This is a genomic window from Herbiconiux sp. A18JL235 (genome assembly GCF_040939305.1).
GTDB lineage: Bacteria > Actinomycetota > Actinomycetes > Actinomycetales > Microbacteriaceae > Herbiconiux.
The window spans coordinates 77,614-96,935 of sequence record NZ_CP162511.1 but is presented as its reverse complement, the minus strand read 5'-3'; the positions used below and the strand labels follow the sequence as shown (position 1 = coordinate 96,935).

Sequence of the window (19,322 nt, the reverse complement as noted above, 5' to 3'; positions counted from 1 at the left end):
GGTGGGGCGCCTTGAGGCGCCCCACCCCCGACCCGTTCCGACCCGAAGGAGCCCGGCCATCGCCGTGACCGCCACCGCCCCCGCCCCCCGTCGGCGCCCGCGCGCCGCCCTGGTGGTACTCACTCTCCCCTTCCTCGTGATGTTCGCGCTGTTCTTCGTGGCACCGATCGTCTACGCCGTCGTCGACAGCCTCTACTCCACGAAGGCCTCAGGCCTCGGATTCGGTGCGCCGCAGAAGGTCTTCGTCTTCTTCGACAACTATCTCGCCGCCCTGTCGAACCCCTCCTTCGTCGAGAGCCTGGGCCGTCTGCTGCTGTTCTCGCTGATCGAGGTGCCGCTCATGGTGGTCACGGCGCTCGGGCTCGCGCTCCTCCTGGAGTCGGCACGGGCGAGGCTTCCCCGCTTCTTCCGGGTGCTGTACTTCGTTCCGTACGGCGTACCCGGTGTCATCGCCGCCCTGCTCTGGGGCTTTCTCTACATCCCCGCCACGAGCCCCGTGCTCCAGGTGCTGGGTGCGGTCGGGGTGGACATCAACCCGCTCTCCTCGAGCGGAGTGCTCTTCGCCATCGCGAACATCGCCCTCTGGGGCTTCGCGGGCTACAACATGCTGATCCTCATCTCGGCCCTGCATGCCATTCCGAGCGAGCTCTATGAAGCGGCACGCATCGACGGAGCCTCCGAGTGGAAGATCACCTGGCAGATCAAGCTGCCCCTGGTGCGCCCCTCGATCATCCTGGTGACCGTCTTCACCATCATCGGCACACTCCAGTTGTTCGTGGAGCCGCTGGTGCTGCGGCCCTTGACCACGGCGATCAGCTCCGACTTCACCCCCAACCTCGCCGCCTACAACCAGTCGTTCGCCCAGGGGAACCCGAGCCTCGCCGCCGCGATGGCGGTGATCGTCGCCGTTCTCGGCTTCGTCTTCTCCTTCGGCTTCCTGAGGCTGGTCAACCGGAAGGACAACCGCGCATGGTGACGCCGACCTCTCGCGTCTCGCGCTCGCAGCGCATCAAGCAGCCCGTCGGCAGCTCGATCGTCGTGAACGGGGTGCTGGTGATCGCCGGCATCTACTTCCTCCTGCCCATCGTGTGGGTGCTGGTCGCCGCCACGAAGTCGCCCGGCCAGCTGTTCAGCAGCTTCGGGCTCTGGTTCTCCGACTCGCCCCAGGCGGTCGGCAATCTCGTCAGCGTGTTCACCCAAGACGGTGGAATCTTCACCACCTGGGTGCTGAACAGTGTCGTCTATGCGGCGTTCGGGGCCTTCGTCGCGATGGTGATTTCGGCGGCCTGCGGCTACGCCTTCGCGAAATACGTCTTCCGAGGGCGCGAGACGCTGTTCTCGATCATCCTCGGCGGCGTGCTGGTTCCTGCGACGGTGATCGCGCTGCCGCTGTACTTCCTGCTGAACGCGGTACAGCTCACCGGCACCTACTGGGCGGTGCTGCTGCCCAGCATGGTGAGCCCGTTCGGCGTCTATCTCGCGCGCATCCACGCCAACGCAGCGGTTCCCGACGAGGTCATCGAGGCCGCGCGGATCGATGGCGCGGGCGACCTGCGCATCTTCGCCTCGATCGCCACCCGGATGATGGCGCCGGCACTCGTGACGATCTTCCTGTTCCAATTCGTCACGATCTGGAACAACTATCTGCTGCCCCTGGTCATGCTGAACGACCCCAAGACGTTCCCGGTGACCCTGGGTCTCACGCTGTGGAACTCCCAGACCCAGCGCGACCCGATGTTCTACCAGCTCGTGGTGACCGGCTCCGCGATCTCGGCGATCCTCCTCGTGGTGCTGATGATCTCGCTGCAGCGGTTCTGGAAGGCCGACCTCACCGCCGGCTCGACGAAGGGATGACCGTGACCGCTCTCACCGGGCCCGTGCCCGCCCACCTCCCGGCCCGCCTGACCATCACGCTCTGGGACTTCTCCTGGTACACCCGCGCGGAGCCGGGTGGTCCCTTCGACGACCTGGATGCGGTGTGTGCGGAGGCCGCGGCCCTCGGCTACAACGCCATCCGCATCTGCGCGGCCCCGTTGCTGCTTCACGGCGGGCTCGAGCACGACGGCCGGCCACTTGCCGACGCGGCCCGCGAGCTCGAGATCGAGGGGCTGGGCGGGTCGGAGGGCTGGGGTCGCTACGGCCAGCGCACCCGCTGGTACGACGCGCCGGGCGGCTACACCGTCGATGTCGGGGCCCGGCTGCTCGAACTCTTCGAGGCAGCGGAGCGGCACGGACTCGTCGTCGTGCTGGCCAGCTGGGAGTACCAGCAGTCCCCCGCCTTCGCACGCTCGGCGGCCTGGTTCGAAGCGATCCACGCGGTGCCGATGCACCAGCGCTACGCCCTCCTCGCTGGCGCCTGGAGCAGGATGATCGACCAGCTGACGGCCGCGGGCCACCGCTCGCGCATCGCCCTGGTCGAGTTGCACAATGAGGTCGACTTCTCGCTGCTGCCGCCGCTCGGTGAAGGAGGGGCCGAGGCGCTCTGCGGTCTCCGGCGGGAGCATCCCGATCTCCTCATCACGGCGAGCTACGGCAAACCCCCGCATCTCGCGATGCACCAGCTGCCGGAGGGTCTCGGAGCCGCACAGTTCCACGTCTACAGCTACGGGGTTCTGGATGCGCTGCAGCGCCTCGTCGACATCCGCTCGGAGGGCAGCAGCGATTTCCCGAACGCGGCACTGCAGGGCTTTCTGCGGCCTGATGCCCCGACACCAGCGGAGTACGGACGCGCGGCGGAATGGAAGTACCGGGCGACGGTCGTGACCGACCAGATGATCTACGGCTACGACTGGCTCGACCCCGACGCCTGGGACACCTGGCTCTACGACAACTACGGCGCCTACCGCGAGGTGATGCTGCGGGAGATCGAGTCGCGGGTCGTCGCCATCGCCGAGTGGGCGAGGTGGAAGCAGGTGCCCGCTGTCGTAGGAGAAGGCTGGATCGGCTACACGCCCCTGCACGGCAGCTTCGAGGAGGGTCCGGTCGGACGCGCTCTGGCCGAGCACGGGATCGAGACCGCTCTGTCGCACGGGGCATGGGGGCTGGTGCTCTGTTCGAACGCGGCACCGCACCACCCGATGTGGCGGGATCGGGAGTGGCAGCGGCGCCTGAACACGAGGATCCTCACGTACTGAGCTCCCGCCGGCGTTCTCGTTTTGCGCGTGCGTCAGCGCTCGCGGAACGTCGCGCGGTACGCCGTGGGGCTCACCCCGTTGATGGTGCGGAAGTGCCTCGAGAAGTAGAAGGGGTCGTCGTAGCCGACGGTGTGGGCGATGTCGGAGATCGAGGCGTCTGTCGTGATGAGGAGCTCGCGGGCACGGGCGCTGCGGAGGCGCTTCTGGTACTCGACGACACCCATGCCCGACACCTTGCGGAAACGTGCGGAGAAGTGCGAGACGCTGAAGCCCGCGACCGCGGCGAGCTCGAGAACGCTCACGGTCGTCGTGAGGTTCTCGCGCAGGAAGTCTTGAGCGGCGAGGATCGGATCGCCCGACAGCTTCACGCCCCGAGCGCGATCCGCGGCGAGCTGCGCCAGCAGACCCCACGCCGCACCCGACGCCGAGAGCAGACTGGAGTCGGTCTCATCGCGCTCGAGCGAAGAGACCACGTGTTCGAGGGCGGCCCGAGCGGCGTAGGGGTCGTGCACGGCGAGCACCGGATCGAAGTCGGCACCCTCGGCGGTGATCGCGCCGGCCAGCACGACGGCGTCGGCGCCGGTCACGTGCATCCACCAGATCGTCCAGGGGTTGCGGGGCTCGGCGCGGTAGCGATGGGGCTCGTCGGCGGGGAGCACGACGATCTGCCCTGGCAGCACACGGTGCTCACGGCCACGCAGCTCGACCACGCCGGCCCCGTCGGTGCACAGCATCACCACGACCTCCCGGGCCCCGTGCGGGCGAGCGCGACCATGGGCCGCGGCGTGAGGGAAGTGCCCCGCATCCGTCACCAGGAGCCTCTCGGTGAGAGGTGATCCCAGAGCTTCCGCCACTCTGGGCCGCGGCAGAACCCGGAGCCGCTGGCCGGGGAAGCCGTCGCGGATCAGCACGGTCGCAGTCTAACCGCGCCGTATCGACGGCAGTGTGCTCATCCCTCGTACTCGCGCGAGAACAGCAGCATCTCGGGCAGGCTGGTGGCGAAGTAGTCGGTCACCCCGTCGTCGCGCACGGCCCGGGGGGCCGTGAAACGGGGCCTCGCCTCACCGAGGTTCGCCGGAGGGTCTGCAGGGGCGAGCCCGAGCGCCTCGCGCACACCGTCCCACGCCCGAAGCGTTCGCCCTTCACCGCCCTCCCAGGGGTGGAAGGTGCGAGACGTGAGGATGTCGTGGGCCTCGGCAGCCCGGCCCTCGGCCGCAAGCAGTTCCACGTAGACGACGGTGAAGTCGTCGCGGGTGAGCACGACGTCGCGGATGCCGTCGAGCCGGGTGAGACGAGCGGATGCCGGATGCCCGAGTCGGGCGGAGAGTTGGTCCTCCTCGAAGCGGAGTCGAGCATCCTGCGGGGCGCGCTCGACGGCTGCACCGTACCGCTGCCAGGCGAGATCGTCGTCGTGTGCGACCGAGTACGCGGCGAGGCCGGCGTTTCTTAGCAGCACGGGGTCGCTGGCCCCGAGCTCGATCGCCCGTTCCCAGCAGTCGAGGGCGTCGCGGCGCCGGCCATGAGCGTAGAGCAGCATGCCGAGGAGCGACAGGGCTGTCTCGTCGCGGGGGTCGACGGCGAGCGCGCCGGTCAGCGCGTCGTGGGCGTCGAGGCCAGAGGGGAAAGCCCAGGTCGTGTCGCACTGCCGGGCCCTGTGCCGGCGAAGTACGGCGTCATCCGCTCGTCCGAGACTCTCGAGTAGCTCGGCAGCGACGTAGTGGGACACGGGGAGGACGTTCCCCGCCGCGATGACGGGCAGGGGTGCCTCCGCCAGATGGTCGAGCACCGCCAGGGCTTCCGTGGGGGCTCCTGCGGTTCGGAGCTCGAGAGCGACGTCGAGGAGCAGGCCGGGGTCGGAGGGATAGGCGTGCCCTGACAACGCGCGCACCGTCGGGTTGAGCGGTTCGAGCGCGAGTTCGGCCCGCAGCACCTCATGCGCTTCGTCGTGTCGACCCGCCTCCTTGAGCAGGACGGCTCGGAGCACCGCGCGCCGGCTGTCATGACCGACGACGCCGTCGAGAGTGTCGAGCACACGCTCTGCCGCCCGGTGCCGGCCCCGCCGCAGCAAGGAGGCGGCGAGCTCGAAGCCGGCGGGTGCCGCCCAGGCTCCGTCCCACCCCGCCTTGGCGAAGTGCTCCTCCGCCTCGACGTCGCGGCCGAGTCGCCTCAGCGCGAGTCCGGCGAGATAGAACGCCTCGGCGTCGAGCGGGTTGCCGTTGCGACGGGTGAGGCGTTCGAGGGCCAGCTCGACTCGGACGAGCGCCGAGCCGTACAGCCCCGAGCGGTACTCCGCGTCGCCGACGGCGAGATTGGTGCGGATGTCGCCCGGGTCACGGCTGAGCGCGGCTTCCCAGTACCGATGGGGGGAGCGAGTGGGATGCCGGAACTGGCTGAGGTGGAGGCCGGTGAGGTACAGCTCCTCCACCGTCTCGATCTGCTCGGGCGCGCTCGGCTCCTCGGCGGTCGAGGGCTCACCGTCGGCGATTCGAGGCGGCGACCACCGCACGAGCACGGAGCCTCGGTCGGAGAGGAGCTCGACCACGGTACACGGCCCGACCGTCCCGAAGGCGATCGACTCGACCTGGCCGGGAACGAGATCGACCGTTCGCGAGGCGACGACGGTCTCGCCGTCCCGTACCCGGAGGACGGCCGCCGGTCGAGGCGTCGTCGTCGCGAAGCGCGCTTCGCAGCTCGCACCTCGCTCCACGTGCACCGCGGCATCCGGAGTCGCCTGGTGAGCGGCCCCGATGCCCGGGATGGGGAACCAGTACTGGCTGAAGACCTTCGTCTCCCCCGGCAGCAGCCACGAGAAATCGGGCTGATTGTCGGTGTAGACGCCTGCCATCAGCTCGACGTACGGGCCGTCGTCGTCGGTGAGTTGCGCATCCCAGGCCCGGCCGAAGTCGGCGTCGCCCCAGGTCCACTGCTTCTTGCCCGGCGAGAGTCGCCGTTCGGCCCAGTGCACGAACCCGGCGTTACGGGAGTGGTCGTAGCCGCCGAAGAAGTCCTCTTTGGAGTCGACGATCATGTACGAGGTCGGCACGGGGATGTTGCGGTAGAAGTCGATGCGGTCGGCCCCGGGATGCTCGGCGGCGAGCGCCGGGTAGTCGACCCCGTAGTAAGGGCGGTCGGCGCGCGGGAATGCGGTGATCGCGCGCCGGGCGTGGTCGGCCACGTACCGCACGTCTTCGGGAAAGAACGACTGGTAGTCGTCGTGCACGCGCGCAGCGACATTCGCCCACCACAGGAAGGACTGACGCTCGCTGGTGCGGTTGTGGAGACGCACCACCACCTCGACGACCGAGCTGTCGGGTCGCACACGCACTCCGTGCTGACCCGCCATGCGCGCGAACGGGTCGTGGTCGGCGCACCAGACGGTCACCGATCCGTCGGAGCCGTGCTCGATCGTGCTCTCGACGGGCAGCACCGTGGCGGGGCGGTGATGCTGCGGCCAGTTGAACTCGACTCCGCCGCTCACCCACGGCCCAGCGAGCCCCACCAGAGCGGGCTTGATGACGTTGTTGCGGTAGAAGAAGTCGTAATCGGTGGTCTTGTCGTAGCCGATGTGGATGCGGCCGCCGAGCTCGGGGAGCACCACGAGTCGCAGATAGCGGTTCTCGAGATGAACCGCCTGCCAGGTGCGCATCTCGGCCGAATCGGAGACCGCTTCGGTGAACGGCAGCGGATACACCTTGCCGCTCGAGCCCTGATAGACGCGGTGGTCGAGGTACATCGGGTAGACGCTCGGCTCGGCGGCCGGGTAGGTGAGGATCTCGAGCGGTTCGCTCCAGGCGACAGGGCGGCCCTCGGCAAGTGCGGAGCGCAATTCGTCGGGCGCGGCGGGGAGCTCGATCCGGCCTGCGCCTTCGTCGGCACGGGGCGAGGGGCTGGTCGATTCGATCGTCATCCGAGTTCTCATCTGCGTTGATCAGCCGGTGGGAGCCGGGACTTCTGGGTGGAGCGCGACAGGAGCCGCACGCTCACGCTAATCGTCCCGGTCCCGACGGGCCGAGCACGATCGCACGGACTAACCTGGACGATCGTCTGATCTTCGCGTCAGGCGGCGGGGCCCTGGGTAAGGGTGACGGTGGCGGTGGAGGTGGTGCCGGAGGCGGTGGTCCAGGTGAGGGCGACCTGCTCGCCGGGTTCCATGGAGCCGAGGAGTGCGGTCAGGGCGGCGGCGGAGGCGACGGACTGGCCGTTGACGGCGGTGATGACGTCGCCCGCGGCGAGGCCGGCCGAGACGGCGGGGGTGCCCTCGATGACGCCCGCGACGGTCGCGCCGGAGGTGGAGGTGGAGCCGCTGGCGCCGCTGGTGCCGGAGCCGGTGCTGCCGGTGGTGCCGCGCATCCGTGACGACGGGGCGGTGCTCGACGGCGCATCCTGGGCCACCGAGATGCCGAGGAAACCGGGGTAGCCGATCTCGATGTACTCGGTGTCGACGCCGGCCCCGATCTGGCTCACGATGTCGAGCGCGTCGGAGAGGGGGATGGCGAAGCCGGTGATCTCGACGCTGCCCGACGATGCCGCGGTGTCGATGCCGACGACCTCACCGCTCGCGTTCACGAGCGGCCCGCCCGAGTCGCCCGACACGATGTCGGCGTCGACCTGGATGAGCCCCTCGAGGGTCTCCCCCTCGATGCCCGACTCGCTCTGGGTGGTGATGGTCTGGTCGAGGGCACTGACGGTGCCGGAGGCGGCGACCAGGTCGCCCGTGCCCTCCGCGTTGCCGATCGCGGTCACCGTGTCGCCCACGGCGACCGAGTCGCTGTCGCCGAGCTGCGCGGTGGTCAGCCCCGAGGCTCCGTCGAGCTGCAGCAGCGCGATGTCGTGGGTGGCGTCGGTGCCGACGACGGTCGCGGCGTAGCTCGCGCCCGTGAGCTCGTCGGTGACCTCGATGGCGGTCGAGCCTTCGACGACGTGGTTGTTGGTGAGGATGAGTCCGTCAGAGGTCAGGATGACGCCCGTGCCCGCCGAGGCGGCGCCCTGGTAGCTCAGGTCGGAGACGATGGTGACGACGCCCGCGGTCTGGGCGGTGCTGGCGGCGACCGCATCCGTCGTGGTGCCGGAGCCGGCCTGCGTGCCGGAGCCGTAGCCGTAGGTGCCCGAGCCGCCGAGCGGGAGGGACGAACCACCGGATGCCGGGCCGGAAGCGCTGGGATCGAACCCGCTGCCGGGAACGACGCCGGAGACCGACCCGTCGACGGCTGCGCCCCAGTCGTCGACGACCGATGCCTGCGACGACCCCGCGACAACCGCCGAGGTCACCTGGCCGACGGCGAACGCGGCGCCCCCTGAGCCCGCGCTCACGATGAGGACGGCTGCGGCTACTCCGGCGACGATGCCGGCGCGGCGACGACGTGCGCGGGCGGATGCCCGACGGTCGCGGCGCGGTGGGCGCCCGGATGCTGCACTCTCGATCTGGGGGACGACGACCGGGCCGTCGATGGTGTGGGCGATCACGACGGCCGGGCGGTCGGCGGAGGGGGCGGGGGCGGGGTGGTCGTTCATGGGAGTGTCCTCGGGTGGTGGGAGGGTCGGGGTGGATCGTGCTCGCCATCCCACCGGTCCCTCCTCGGCGCCGACCAAGACGCGGGTATGGCGCACCTATGACTTCTCCACATCTGTGCTGAGTGCGGAGTTCTCCACACTCAGCAGGCGCGCCACCCGTTGTTCACCCGTCCGCACTACTGTGGCCCCATGACCGTCCCCACCAGTCTCGAATCGGCAGCGGCTGCGGCGGGCGGGCGACGACCGAAGCGGTCGCACGTTCTGGCGTGGGGTCTGTGGGACTGGGGGTCCGCATCCTTCAACGCCGTCATCACGACGTTCGTGTTCACGGTGTATCTCACCAGCGACTCGTTCGGGGGCGAGACCACCACCTCGGCGCAGCTCGGAGTCGCGATGACCATCGCCGGGATCGTCGTCGCGGTGCTGGCACCGGTCACGGGTCAGCGCTCCGACCGGGGCGGGCGGCGCAAGCTCTGGCTCGCCGTCAACACCTACATCGTGGTGGCCCTCAGCGCCCTCATGTTCTTCGTGGCGCCCGAGCAGGGCTACCTGTGGTTGGGGCTGTTCCTGCTGGCGGCGGGCACCGTGTTCTTCGAGTTCGCGAGCGTGAACTACAACGCCATGATCGCGCAGGTCTCGACACCGAAGACCGTCGGGAAGGTCTCGGGCTTCGGCTGGGGGATGGGCTACGTGGGCGGCATCGTGCTGCTGCTGTTCGTCTACTTCGGGTTCATCAACCCGATCGGCGGCACCGCGTTGTTCGGCGTACCCGACAGCGACGCGCTGCCCATCAGGGTGACGGTGCTGGTGTCTGCGATCTGGTTCGCGTTGTTCGCGCTGCCGGTGCTGCTCGCGGTACCGGAGTACCACGCCCCTAAGGCGACAGCAGAGGGGCACGGAAAGAAGCGGACGGGGTTCTTCGCGAGCTACGGCATCCTCTTCCGCGACGTGAAGGCGCTGTTCCGCGAGAGCCGGGAGACGGTGTACTTCCTGCTCGCGAGCGCCGTGTTCCGTGACGGGCTCACCGGGGTGTTCACCTTCGGCGGCGTGCTGGCCGCCGGCTCGTTCGGGTTCAGCTCGGGCGAGGTCATCGTGTTCGCGATCGCGGCGAACATCGTCGCAGGAGCGTCGACGATCCTGGTCGGGCTCCTCGACGACCGCTTCGGGGCCAAGCCCGTCATGGTCGCGTCGCTCATCGGCCTCCTGGTCTGCGCGGCGTTCGTGTTCGCACTGCACGACGGCGGCCAGATCGTGTTCTGGACCTTCGGGCTCGCCCTCTGCGCCTTCGTCGGCCCCGCGCAATCGGCGAGCCGATCGTTCCTGGCCCGGCGCATCCCCGAGGGCCGCGACGGCGAGATCTTCGGGCTCTACGCCACCACGGGCAAGGCGGCGACCTTCCTCTCCCCCGCCCTGTTCACCCTCTTCATCGGTCTCGGCGCCGCCGTCGTCGGCCCCGGGGTGAACGTGCAGTACTGGGGCATCCTCGGCATCGCCCTGGTGCTCCTCGTCGGCCTGCTCCTCCTCATCCCTGTGCGCTCCCGCCCCCGCTGAGGGCGCGGGTTCACGGGCCCTGGTCGCCAAAAGAGCTCCCCAGAGCTGGGGAGGATGGGGGCCTTAGCCCCTCCTTCGAGTCGGTCGCACAACGTGCTCGCTGATGCGCGCAAAAGAGCACTTTGCGCTACCAAGGTGAGCAGTGTGGAGCCCGCGGGTCAGCGCGCGAGGGTGCCGAGGTAGAGGCCGAGGTAGGCGACGGCGACGGCGAGCACGAGCATGCCGAGGCCGTTGACGAGGGCGGCGCCGTAGCGGCGGGTCTGGAGAAGGCGCACCGTCTCGAAGCTCGCGGTGCTGAAGGTCGTGTAGCCGCCGAGGAACCCGGTGCCGAGGACGAGGAGCAGCTCGTGCGACACCGTGCCGGAGAGCACGAATCCGGTGAGCAGGCCGAGGAGGAACGACCCGGTCACGTTGATGACCATGACTCCCACCGGAAAGGTCGACGGCACAAGGCGCTTGATCACGCCGTCGAGCACGAAGCGCACCACGGCGCCGAGGCCGCCGGCCGCTGAGAGGGCGAGCATGAGCAGCGGCGTCACCGTCATCGCGACCTCCCCGCCCGGTCGCCCGGCGCTCTGCGTCGCCCCAGCACGGATCCGAGGAGGATGCCGCCCCCGCTCGCCAGCCCGCCCACGATCACGGTCGCGAGCCCGTACACCAGCGCGATGGCGAACCCGCCCTGGCTGAGCATCGAGGCGCTGTCGGCAGACAGCGCGGAGTACGTGGTGAACCCCCCGAGCACTCCCGTGCCCACGAACAGCCGCAGGTGACGTCGGATCCCCTCGTCGGGGCCGCGCAGCGCGAGGGCCGCGAGCACGAACGCCCCGACGATGTTGATGCCGAAGATGGCGACGGGGAACGACCCGATGGGCTGCACCACGAGGGTGACCGCCTCCCGGAGGGCGGTACCGAGGGCACCGCCCACCAGCACGAGCGCGAGGTGCCCCGGGTGGAGGTAGGCGGGGCGTGACGCACGCACCACCGGCGTCGCGGGCAACCCGGGAGTGGCGTCGTCGGCGTCGCTGTCGATCGGCAGCGACGCGCGGGGGTCGTCGACACGGTCATCCATCGCCTCAAGGATACGGCGGCGGGTCGTCGCTCTCGCCCGCGGTGCAGCAGCTGACGTGGTGTCACCCGCGGGCGAGAGGGCCCGGGTCAGGCGCGGCGACGTCGCATCGTCAGCACGATCCCCACGACGACGGCTCCGACCACGAGGAGCGAGCCCACCGCGGCAGCGAGCACGAGGGGCAGCTGCACCCCGCCTCGATCGCCCGCGCCGTTCGACGCGGCGCCAGCGGCGGGCGTCTCGGATGCGGGCGCGGAGGCGGCAGGCGATGCGGGCGAGGTCGCGCCCTCGCCCGCGGCAGGCGACTCGGAAGCCGCGGTCGACGGCCCCGCCGGCTGCCCGCCCGTCGACTCCCCGCCCGCCGACACGGGCCCCTGGTAGTCGAAGCCGTACTCCCCCGACACCGGATGCCCGTCTGACGAGACCGTCTGCCACACCACCGTGTACCCACCGGTCGCCGTCGGCGTGAACGGCACGCTCAGGGTGGCGTTCACGATCGTCAGAGCTCCGGATGCGGTGGCGCCCGTGGCGTCGCGCACCTCGACGGCGATGCCCGCCTGGAGGTCGGTGAGCGGCGGTTCATTGAAGGTGAGGGACACCTCGGCGAGAGGATCGGTCACCGTCGTGTCGGCGGCGGGCGAGGTCGACACCAGGAAGTCGTGAGCCGACGCCGGCGCCACTCCCCCGACGAACCCCGCTCCCCAGCCGAGCCCCAGCACCGAGGTCACCACTGCCGCTGCCGCCGAGAGGGCCGCGACGAGCAGTACCCTCCTGCGCGCCAGGTCGCGGCGCGCGCCGCGGGCCCGCCGCACGGCATCGGGACGACCACCCCGTGCGGTCGACGTCGTCGTGACGCTCATCGCTGCGCCGCCTCGGCGTCGTCGACCCGCGCTGCACTCGAGCCCCGCGCGGCACGCGAGCCCCGTGCTGCGCCGATGGCGACCACCACGAGCGCCGCCGCCGCCAGCACGATCGCGCCGATGCCGAGCCCGAGGGAGACCGACGCGACCGCCGCCGCATCGCCGGCCGCGGCATCCTCTCCACCCCCGGCGGCCGGGGCCGACCCCGAGCCGCCGGTCTCCGCCCCGGCGCCCGCGGTGGCACTCACCGCCGCCTGGTCATGCCCGTGTCCGTCCGACGGCGGAGCGTCGTTCACGTAGAGCACAGGTGCCGGGCTCTCGGGTTCCTCCCCCGAGGCCGGGGCCGGCTCGTCCCAATCGACGACGCTGCCGTCGGAGTAGCTCTGGTGGGCGGGTAGCGCGATGCTCCCCACGTCGGGCACGGGCCCGACCGAGATCGGGAACTCCTGGAACTGGCCGTCGGCGATGCCGACACCGTCGACAGCCGTCCAGGTCACCGAGACGGGCGCCTCGGTGAGGGTCGCCGACCCCGAGGTGACCGGTTCGGGGAGGTCGCCGGTGACGACCTCGGTGGTCCACCCGGGCACCGGCTGATAGCTCACGCTCGTGAACGGCGTGCCGGTCGGCAGGTCGACGGTGACCGAAGTGGTCGACGCGGTCGCCGACTCGTTGGGAACCTTGAAGGTGAGGGTGGTGTACGAGCCGGCCACCGCCTGGGCGGGATTCACGCGCACGTGGGCGGAGGCGGCGAGGGGTGCGGCGAGGGCGAGGGCGCCCCCCGCGAGGAGTGCAGCAGCGACGCCGGAGGCGCGCGCGATGGAGGTCTTGGTCATGACTGATGTCTTTCTGACGAGAGGGATGAAAAGGTCGAATGCGCGTCTGCGCACGCCGCCGATCTCCGGCCCCCGAGACGGTGGGCCGGTTTATCCGCCGGGTCAGGCCCGGATGCGGTCAGCTGGCGGCGCGCGCGATGAGCGCCGCTGGCGGTCCGCGGTGCCTCAGGCGGTCGAAGGCGACACCCAGGTCGTCGAGCGGGTCGACCACCCCGAGCAGCCAGACCTGCACTCGAGCGCCGCTGCGCCGGCGTGCGACGATGCTGGCCCGCTCGACGAGGTGGGCGAGCACGACGGGGAGGGCGGCGAGGCCGACCCGCACCGCGCGCACGACGGTGGCGGCCGCGCCGAGGCCCGAGCGACCGAGCGCGAGCAGACGCCGCAGCACGGTCTCCCCGCGCCGGAGCGCCACCACGGTCAGCACCGCGGCCACGGCGTGCGCCAGCCACATCGACCCCCCGTCGTGCTGGTGCACGGCCGAGGCCGAGGCGTCGGGAACCAGAGTGGCCGAGACGTGGCCGCCGTGCTCGTGTGATGCGACGCTGAGGCCGGAGCCACCACGGTCTCCGACACCGAAGAGCAGGTGGAAGGCGAATTGGCTGAGCGCGACCGACACGGCGAGCAGGGGCAGTGAGGGCCTCCGCAGCGTGAAGAGCACACAGACGACCGCCGAGAAGGCGCCGGCGATGACGAGACCGAGAACGGCAGGCGCGCCTCCCCCGGCGGCCACGTGAGACAACGCCGCCATGAAGACGGCGACGGATGCGGCGCTCAGCCCACGGACGACGCGGATCGACCTGGCGTTCATCCTCCCCGCATCCCGGGCCCCTCCGTGAGGCCCGATTCCAGTCTAGAGGCGGGCATCCGGACTCGTTCTCAGCGCTTTGCGGATAACCCCCTACACGAGCAAGAAGTTAGATAAACTAGCCACTAGTGCTTCTAGTTCAGGATTGTCAACCCCCCTGTGACCCATTTGGGGGGACGGGTGACGCAGGCATAGCCTTCCGATACGACCGGGATATGTCGAAGCACCGCAGGGCTGAGAGGCAAGGCGGTGCGGTGAAGCAGGTAGTCGAAGTAGCAACGGAGATGAACATGTCACGTACACTCGCCACGGCCCCTCTCGAGACCGACGACGCAGAGCCCCAGGCCCGTCTCGCCGACATCCGCGGGGCTTCCGAAGACCCGGTGAAGGACTACCTCCGCCAGATCGGTCGCACCGCCCTGCTGACCGCCGAGGACGAGGTCGATCTCGGTCGCCGCATCGAGGTCGGCGTGCTCGCCGACGCGAAGCTGAGCGAGACCCCCGTCATGGACGCGACGCTGAAGCGCGAGCTGCAGTGGCTGGCCCGCGACGGTCAGGCCGCGAAACGACAGCTCATCCAGGCCAATCTCCGCCTGGTCGTCTCGATCGCGAAGCGCTACCTCGAGCGCGGGCTGCCCTTCCTCGACCTGATCCAGGAAGGGAACATCGGCCTCGTGCGCGCGGTCGAGAAGTTCGACTACCAGGCCGGCTTCAAGTTCTCGACCTACGGCTCGTGGTGGATCAAGCAGTCCATCAACCGCGCTCTCGCCGATAGCGGTCGCATCATCCGCATCCCGGTGCACACCTCGGAGAAGATCTCATCCATCACCCGCATGCAGCGCCGTCTCATGATCGAGCTCGGCCGCGAGGCGACGATCGACGAGGTCGCCGCCGCGGTCGACCTGCCGCCCCGCAAGGTGCAGGAGCTCATCCGTCACGGTCGCGACACGGTCTCCATCCACACGCCCGTCGGCGACGACGACGCCGAGCTGGGCGACCTCATCGAAGACACCTCGCAGGCCCAGCCCTTCGACGCTGCCGCTGCCTCGCTGCAGCATCACGACCTCTCGGCTGCGCTCGCCACCCTGCCCCCCCGCGAGGCCCGTGTGGTGTGCATGCGCTTCGGTCTCGACGGCGAAGACCCCATGTCGTTCGACCAGATCGGCGACGTGCTGGGGGTCTCGCGCGAGCGGGCCCGCCAGATCCAGCGCCGGGCGCTGAGCATGCTCCGCAACGAGGCACTGCACGACTACCTGATCGCCTGACCGGTCACAAGGATGAGGAGGGGCCCCGGCAATCACGCCGGGGCCCCTCCTCATGTGCGCGGGTCGGCGGTCGTCACCGCGCGGCGCTGCGGCCCCGACGCCGCTCGCGCGACAGCCGGAGGCCGCGGTACCCGAACCCCACGGCCAGCACGATCACCCCCGCCACCACCGCCGAGGGCGGCAGCGCGGCGACCAGCACCACGCACCCGGCCGCACCGACCAGCTGCACGACGCGCGGCGAGCGCCTCTCGGTGCGCGGCTGCCCGAACGCCGACACATTGGCGACGAAGTAGTACAGCAGCACGCCGAACGACGAGAACGCGATCACCCCGCGCAGGTCGACCGCGAGCACCAGCGCCACGATGACCACACCGACCGCCAGCTCGGCGCGGCGCGGAACGCTCCGCCGCGCATCCACCACGCCGAGTGCCCTCGGCAGGTCGCCCCGCCGCCCCATCGCGAGGGCGGTGCGGCCGACGCCCGTGACGAGCGCCAGGAGCGCGCCGAGCGAGGCGAGCGCGGCGCCCACCCCGACCACCGGCACGGCCCACTCCCACCCGTTCGCCTGCACCACCTGCACGAGGGGATCGGCCGCCGAGGCGAGCCCGTCGGCGCCCAGGGCGGTCACAGTTGCGGTGGCGATGGCAAGGTAGACGGCCAGCGCGATGACGAAGGCCACCGTCACGGCCCGGGGAATGGTGCGTTCTGGACTCTTGACCTCCTCGCCGAGGGTGGCGATGCGGGCGTACCCGGCGAAGGCGAAGAAGATCAGCCCCGCGGCCTGGACGATGCCGTAGGGCGTCACGTCTGAGAGGGCCGCCGCAGGGATCGCCGCCGAGCCGCCCGCGCCGCCGGCCCCTCCGGCCGAGCCGGCCAGCGCATCCGTCACCCCCGATGCCACGACGACGGCGAGCACGGCCAGCACCGCCACCACGATCACCCGGGCAGCCAGCGCGGTGCGGGTGATTCCGAACAGGTTCACGCACACCAGGGCGGCGACCGCGAGCGCGGCAAGCGGTCGCTCGAACGCCTCGGCGCCCGCCGGCAGCGCGTAGACGGCGAAGGTGAGCGCCATGGCGGCGCAGCTCGCCGTCTTGCCGATGACGAAGCTCCACCCCGCGGCGAAGCCCCACCACTCCCCCAGCCGTTCGCGGCCGTAGACGTAGCTGCCGCCCGCCGTCGGGTAGCGCGCTGCGAGCTGCGCCGTGGAGGTCGCGTTGCAGTAGGCCACTACGGCGGCGAGGGCGAGCGCCCCGAGCAGGGCTGCCGCGCTCCCCGCCGAAGCCGCCGCGGGGGCGAAGACGGAGAACACGCCCGCGCCGATCATGGCGCCCAGGCCGATGAACACGGCGTCGGCGAGCCCGAGCCGACGCTCGAGGGACGGCGACGGCGTAGGCGGGGGAACAGCGGTCACGCGCGCAGACTAACCGGGCCGGGTGAACGGGAGGCGGCGCCCCGCCTCACCGTGCGTGGCGGGGCGCCGGGATCTGCGCCGCGATCAGGGAGTGGCCGCGGGCGGTGAAGTGGATGCCGTCGGCGTCGACGTCGCTGCGCAGCCGGTCGGGCTGCTGCGGGTCGCGCAGCAGGAAGTCGGCGTCGACGACACGGTCGATGCCGTACGGCAGCGTGGAGAGCCAGGCGTTCCAGGCCAGACGCGTGCTCTCCTCGGCCCCGCTCAGCGCGCGCGGCGGCTCCGTCATGGCGTAGACCGTGGCGTCGGGCCACAGCGTGCGCACCCGCGTCACGACCGCTCCCCAGTCGTTCTGGATGTCGGCGAGCTGCCGCCCCCGTGCGATGTCGTTCGAGGCGGCCCACACCGTCACGATGTCGGGCTCGAGGTCGTCGCCGTACTGCTGCCACAGCTCCGAGCCGCCTGCGAACAGCGAGCTCAGCGACCCGGGCGCCGCGAGCGACACGGCCACGGCGTCGTTCGAGATCGCCCACTGCTGCGGCCACGCCGTCTGCTCGCCGCGGGTCGGATGCTCGGCGGGCGAGAGCGTCCCCGGTGCGTTCAGCGAGTGGCCGATGCTGAGAAGCACGGGGGCGTCGCCAGCGAACTCGTACTCGATCCACACGTCGAAGTAGCTGAGGTCGGCGCTGCGCTCGGCGCGCGGGGTGCCGATGGCGGCCGCGTCGGTCGACGCCCCGACTCCGGTGGCGAGCCAGGACAGGCCGGGGTTGGTGGCGAGCGTCGCGCCCGCGGGCGCGGTGAATCCGATCGAGAGCAGGTAGGGCGTGTGCGCGGCGACGAGCTGGGTGCCGGGGTCGATCCATCCCGAGACGAAGCCCTCCCGGGCCAGGTTGGCCGTACCGCCCACCTCGACGGGGGCGGTGCCGAACTCGCCGGTCTGCCCGTCGGGCCCGTCGATGCGGTGCTCCCCCACGTAGACGCCGGTGAGGGTGACGGGTGAGTCGATGCTCTGCTCGGTGTTGAACTGCCAGTTGCGCACGTGCACCCGGAACGCCGTCGCGTCGACGGCGAGCTCGAACGGCAGCCGCATCGACGCCTCGAACTCCGCTCCCCCACCGGTCTCGACGCGGTTCAGGGTGTGCCCGAAGCTGTAATCGGCGACTCGGGCCGGGGCGCCCACCTGCTTGGCCTCGACACGACCGGCAGCGTCGGCTCGGGCTGCGCCGGCCTCCTGCACCCGAGCGGGCGCGATCGTGGGTGCGGCGGCATTCAGCGAGCCGAGGGCGAAGGCGGCAACGACCAGCGAGACGACCGCGGCCACCGAGGTGACGATGAGCAGCAGGCGCGTGCGATCACGTCGGGGTCTGCTCATCCCTCCATGGTGAGCAACCACTGCCAGATGAGCAAGAGCGTGACGAGGAACCCCGCCACGTAGTTGAGCCACAGGAAGCGGTGCCAGCCGGCATTGGCGCGCTCGGCGTCGGCGTCGGAGATCGACCAGTAGGGCAGGATGCTCACCGCATAGGGCAGGGCGAGCACCGCCGCGAGGGGCCCGGGCCACGGGGTCAGCAGCAACAGCAGCCCCGAGAGGATGTATGCCGCGAAGGCCATGCGTACGGTCGCCTTGCCGCCCACCACGGTGGCGACGGAGCCGATGCCGCCCTCGCGGTCGGCGACGATGTCCTGCACGGCGCCGAAGGCGTGACTGGCGATGCCCCAGAGGAAGTAGGCGCCGAGCAGCGCATACAGGCCCGGCGTGAACACGGCTCCCGCGAGGGCGAGCCCGTAGACCGCCGGGCTCACGAAGTGGGTGCTCGACGTGAGCGAGTCGAGGAAGGGTCGCTCCTTGAACCTGAGGCCGGGTGCGCTGTACGCGATGACGGCGAAGACGCTCACCGCGAGCACCGCCCACGACAGCGGCGACCCGACGACGACGAGGAAGACCAGGAACGGCACGTTCGTGACGACGACGGCCCAGAGCGTCGTGCGGTGGAGCGACCGGTCGAGCACGGCGCCCTCCACGCCGCCCTTGCGCGGGTTGCGGAGGTCGGACTCGTAGTCGAACACGTCGTTGATGCCGTACATGGCGAGGTTGTAGGGCACCAGGAAGTACAGCGTGCCGAGCACGAAGACGAGGTCGATCTCGCGGGTGGTGAGGAGGTAGCCGGCGGCGAACGGGAAGGCGGTGTTGACCCACGACAGCGGTCGCGACGAGAGCAGGAGGGTGCGGATCACCGGTCTCGCCCCCTCTCGTCGCGGGCGCCGAGCAGCAGCCAGAGCGAGGGCAGCAGCAGAACCGCCGCGATCGCGTAGGCGAAGTCCTCGAGCGGAGCGATGCCGATGAACGCCCCCGAGATCAGACCCTCGTCGTAGCCGACGAGACCCACGGCGATCATCACGTTGTCGAACAGTGCGGTGAGCACGAGCAGGAGGCCGAGCGTCGCCCCGAAGGCGGCGAGGGTGCCGCGGCGGGCAGCACTCGGCCGCCGGCGCACGACCACCGCGGCGACGATCAGCACGACCAGTACTGGTGCGAGGAAGAGGGCGTTGAGACTCCAGTAGGTCACGCGGTCGACCGCCCGATCAGGCGTCGGGCGCCGGCGAACACGTTCATGGTGAGGTAGCAGAGCAACGTGAGGAAGAACAGTTCCTCCACCGGGAGCTCAGGGGCCACCTGGAGCCCCGTCATGAACTCCGTCTCGCCGCGGAAGAAGATGCCGAGGCCGATGCCCGCGAGGTCCCACAGCACGAAGAAGGCGACCCCCACCACGAGCACCACGGCTGCGCGCCGGGGCCGGTGGAAGAAGAACAGCCGGAAGCGACGGTCGAGCACCACCATGCCGGTGAGCGAGACCAGGAGCGCCGCCAGATACAGGATGCCCATGC

Annotated in this window: 18 protein-coding genes; 5 read left to right on the top strand and 13 right to left on the bottom strand. The window is 70.6% G+C overall.

Translation table 11 applies throughout. The features are described from left to right. Nucleotides 1–64 precede the first annotated feature (64 nt). The 3 genes from ABFY20_RS00480 to ABFY20_RS00470 are packed head-to-tail and all read left to right on the top strand — an operon-like array spanning nucleotide 65 to nucleotide 3,134. The gene (locus tag ABFY20_RS00480) at nucleotides 65–976 is read left to right on the top strand and encodes a carbohydrate ABC transporter permease (RefSeq protein WP_368497979.1); all 912 of its coding nucleotides are present in this window, start codon (nucleotides 65–67) and stop codon (nucleotides 974–976) included. Continuing rightward, nucleotides 970–1,854, top strand: coding sequence for a carbohydrate ABC transporter permease (locus ABFY20_RS00475; RefSeq protein WP_368497978.1), 885 nt, complete (start codon nucleotides 970–972; stop codon nucleotides 1,852–1,854). The genes ABFY20_RS00480 and ABFY20_RS00475 overlap by 7 nt, the downstream gene beginning before the upstream one ends. Before the next feature lie 2 nt (nucleotides 1,855–1,856). Beyond that, on the top strand, nucleotides 1,857–3,134 hold the full coding sequence (locus ABFY20_RS00470) for a cellulase-like family protein (RefSeq protein WP_368497977.1): 1,278 nt from the start codon (nucleotides 1,857–1,859) through the stop codon (nucleotides 3,132–3,134). A gap of 32 nt (nucleotides 3,135–3,166) precedes the next feature. Here ABFY20_RS00470 and ABFY20_RS00465 read toward each other — a convergent pair whose 3' ends face one another. The 3 genes from ABFY20_RS00465 to ABFY20_RS00455 all read right to left on the bottom strand — a co-directional run bounded on the left by ABFY20_RS00465 (nucleotide 3,167) and on the right by ABFY20_RS00455 (nucleotide 8,645). Next, complete coding sequence (locus ABFY20_RS00465; protein ID WP_368497976.1) at nucleotides 3,167–4,045, bottom strand: helix-turn-helix domain-containing protein; 879 nt, start codon at nucleotides 4,043–4,045, stop codon at nucleotides 3,167–3,169. 38 nt (nucleotides 4,046–4,083) lie between these two features. Next, the gene (locus tag ABFY20_RS00460; protein ID WP_368497975.1) at nucleotides 4,084–7,041 is read right to left on the bottom strand and encodes a DUF5107 domain-containing protein; all 2,958 of its coding nucleotides are present in this window, start codon (nucleotides 7,039–7,041) and stop codon (nucleotides 4,084–4,086) included. A 149-nt stretch (nucleotides 7,042–7,190) separates the two neighbouring features. Beyond that, complete coding sequence (locus tag ABFY20_RS00455) at nucleotides 7,191–8,645, bottom strand: S1C family serine protease (RefSeq protein ID WP_368497974.1); 1,455 nt, start codon at nucleotides 8,643–8,645, stop codon at nucleotides 7,191–7,193. A 189-nt stretch (nucleotides 8,646–8,834) separates the two neighbouring features. On the opposite strand from ABFY20_RS00455, the gene ABFY20_RS00450 reads away from it, so the two are divergent. Further along, a complete protein-coding gene (locus tag ABFY20_RS00450; RefSeq protein WP_368497973.1) occupies nucleotides 8,835–10,196 on the top strand; it encodes an MFS transporter in 1,362 nt (453 codons plus the stop codon). Between the two features lie 158 nt (nucleotides 10,197–10,354). On the opposite strand, the gene crcB is transcribed toward ABFY20_RS00450, so the two are convergent. The 5 genes from crcB to ABFY20_RS00425 all read right to left on the bottom strand — a co-directional run bounded on the left by crcB (nucleotide 10,355) and on the right by ABFY20_RS00425 (nucleotide 13,763). After that, nucleotides 10,355–10,735 (bottom strand): fluoride efflux transporter CrcB, encoded by a 381-nt coding sequence (gene crcB / locus ABFY20_RS00445; RefSeq protein WP_368499839.1) that lies wholly within the window; start codon nucleotides 10,733–10,735, stop codon nucleotides 10,355–10,357. Nucleotides 10,736–10,737: 2 nt separating this feature from the next. Continuing rightward, the gene (locus tag ABFY20_RS00440; RefSeq protein ID WP_368497972.1) at nucleotides 10,738–11,265 is read right to left on the bottom strand and encodes a CrcB family protein; all 528 of its coding nucleotides are present in this window, start codon (nucleotides 11,263–11,265) and stop codon (nucleotides 10,738–10,740) included. An 86-nt stretch (nucleotides 11,266–11,351) separates the two neighbouring features. Then, nucleotides 11,352–12,122, bottom strand: a complete 771-nt coding sequence (locus tag ABFY20_RS00435) for a copper resistance protein CopC (protein WP_368497971.1) — start codon at nucleotides 12,120–12,122, stop codon at nucleotides 11,352–11,354. Continuing rightward, a complete protein-coding gene (locus ABFY20_RS00430) occupies nucleotides 12,119–12,955 on the bottom strand; it encodes a YcnI family protein (protein ID WP_368497970.1) in 837 nt (278 codons plus the stop codon). Before ABFY20_RS00430 ends, ABFY20_RS00435 begins: the two co-directional genes overlap by 4 nt. Nucleotides 12,956–13,073: 118 nt before the next feature. Further along, nucleotides 13,074–13,763 (bottom strand): hypothetical protein, encoded by a 690-nt coding sequence (locus ABFY20_RS00425; RefSeq protein WP_368497969.1) that lies wholly within the window; start codon nucleotides 13,761–13,763, stop codon nucleotides 13,074–13,076. A 287-nt stretch (nucleotides 13,764–14,050) separates the two neighbouring features. Here ABFY20_RS00425 and ABFY20_RS00420 point away from each other — a divergent pair, with 287 nt between their 5' ends. Then, the gene (locus tag ABFY20_RS00420) at nucleotides 14,051–15,025 is read left to right on the top strand and encodes a sigma-70 family RNA polymerase sigma factor (protein WP_368497968.1); all 975 of its coding nucleotides are present in this window, start codon (nucleotides 14,051–14,053) and stop codon (nucleotides 15,023–15,025) included. A gap of 73 nt (nucleotides 15,026–15,098) precedes the next feature. Here the strand turns inward: ABFY20_RS00420 and ABFY20_RS00415 are convergent, their stop codons facing one another. The 5 genes from ABFY20_RS00415 to ABFY20_RS00395 are packed head-to-tail and all read right to left on the bottom strand — an operon-like array spanning nucleotide 15,099 to nucleotide 19,320. After that, nucleotides 15,099–16,439 carry an APC family permease gene (locus ABFY20_RS00415; protein ID WP_368497967.1) on the bottom strand — a complete coding sequence of 447 codons (1,341 nt, stop codon included), beginning with the start codon at nucleotides 16,437–16,439 and terminating at the stop codon, nucleotides 15,099–15,101. 46 nt (nucleotides 16,440–16,485) lie between these two features. Further along, on the bottom strand, nucleotides 16,486–17,808 hold the full coding sequence (locus tag ABFY20_RS00410; RefSeq protein ID WP_368497966.1) for an SGNH/GDSL hydrolase family protein: 1,323 nt from the start codon (nucleotides 17,806–17,808) through the stop codon (nucleotides 16,486–16,488). Next, nucleotides 17,805–18,671, bottom strand: coding sequence for a prenyltransferase (locus ABFY20_RS00405; protein ID WP_368497965.1), 867 nt, complete (start codon nucleotides 18,669–18,671; stop codon nucleotides 17,805–17,807). The genes ABFY20_RS00410 and ABFY20_RS00405 overlap by 4 nt, the downstream gene beginning before the upstream one ends. Further along, nucleotides 18,668–19,003, bottom strand: coding sequence for a lycopene cyclase domain-containing protein (locus ABFY20_RS00400; protein ID WP_368497964.1), 336 nt, complete (start codon nucleotides 19,001–19,003; stop codon nucleotides 18,668–18,670). Before ABFY20_RS00400 ends, ABFY20_RS00405 begins: the two co-directional genes overlap by 4 nt. After that, entirely contained in the window at nucleotides 19,000–19,320 is a 321-nt protein-coding gene (locus tag ABFY20_RS00395; RefSeq protein WP_368497962.1) for a lycopene cyclase domain-containing protein, read from the bottom strand. Before ABFY20_RS00395 ends, ABFY20_RS00400 begins: the two co-directional genes overlap by 4 nt. Between the last annotated feature and the right edge of the window lie 2 nt (nucleotides 19,321–19,322).

Excerpts from the sequence above, each read along its gene's own strand:
- ABFY20_RS00450 (WP_368497973.1), top strand. The coding sequence starts at position 8,835 with ATGACCGTCCCCACCAGTCTCGAATCGGCAGCGGCTGCGGCGGGCGGG.
- ABFY20_RS00455 (WP_368497974.1), bottom strand. The coding sequence starts at position 8,645 with ATGAACGACCACCCCGCCCCCGCCCCCTCCGCCGACCGCCCGGCCGTC.
- ABFY20_RS00440 (WP_368497972.1), bottom strand. The coding sequence starts at position 11,265 with ATGGATGACCGTGTCGACGACCCCCGCGCGTCGCTGCCGATCGACAGC.
- ABFY20_RS00425 (WP_368497969.1), bottom strand. The coding sequence starts at position 13,763 with ATGAACGCCAGGTCGATCCGCGTCGTCCGTGGGCTGAGCGCCGCATCC.
- ABFY20_RS00420 (WP_368497968.1), top strand. The coding sequence starts at position 14,051 with ATGTCACGTACACTCGCCACGGCCCCTCTCGAGACCGACGACGCAGAG.
- ABFY20_RS00460 (WP_368497975.1), bottom strand. The coding sequence starts at position 7,041 with ATGACGATCGAATCGACCAGCCCCTCGCCCCGTGCCGACGAAGGCGCA.
- ABFY20_RS00435 (WP_368497971.1), bottom strand. The coding sequence starts at position 12,122 with ATGAGCGTCACGACGACGTCGACCGCACGGGGTGGTCGTCCCGATGCC.
- ABFY20_RS00395 (WP_368497962.1), bottom strand. The coding sequence starts at position 19,320 with ATGGGCATCCTGTATCTGGCGGCGCTCCTGGTCTCGCTCACCGGCATG.
- ABFY20_RS00430 (WP_368497970.1), bottom strand. The coding sequence starts at position 12,955 with ATGACCAAGACCTCCATCGCGCGCGCCTCCGGCGTCGCTGCTGCACTC.
- ABFY20_RS00410 (WP_368497966.1), bottom strand. The coding sequence starts at position 17,808 with ATGAGCAGACCCCGACGTGATCGCACGCGCCTGCTGCTCATCGTCACC.
- ABFY20_RS00475 (WP_368497978.1), top strand. The coding sequence starts at position 970 with ATGGTGACGCCGACCTCTCGCGTCTCGCGCTCGCAGCGCATCAAGCAG.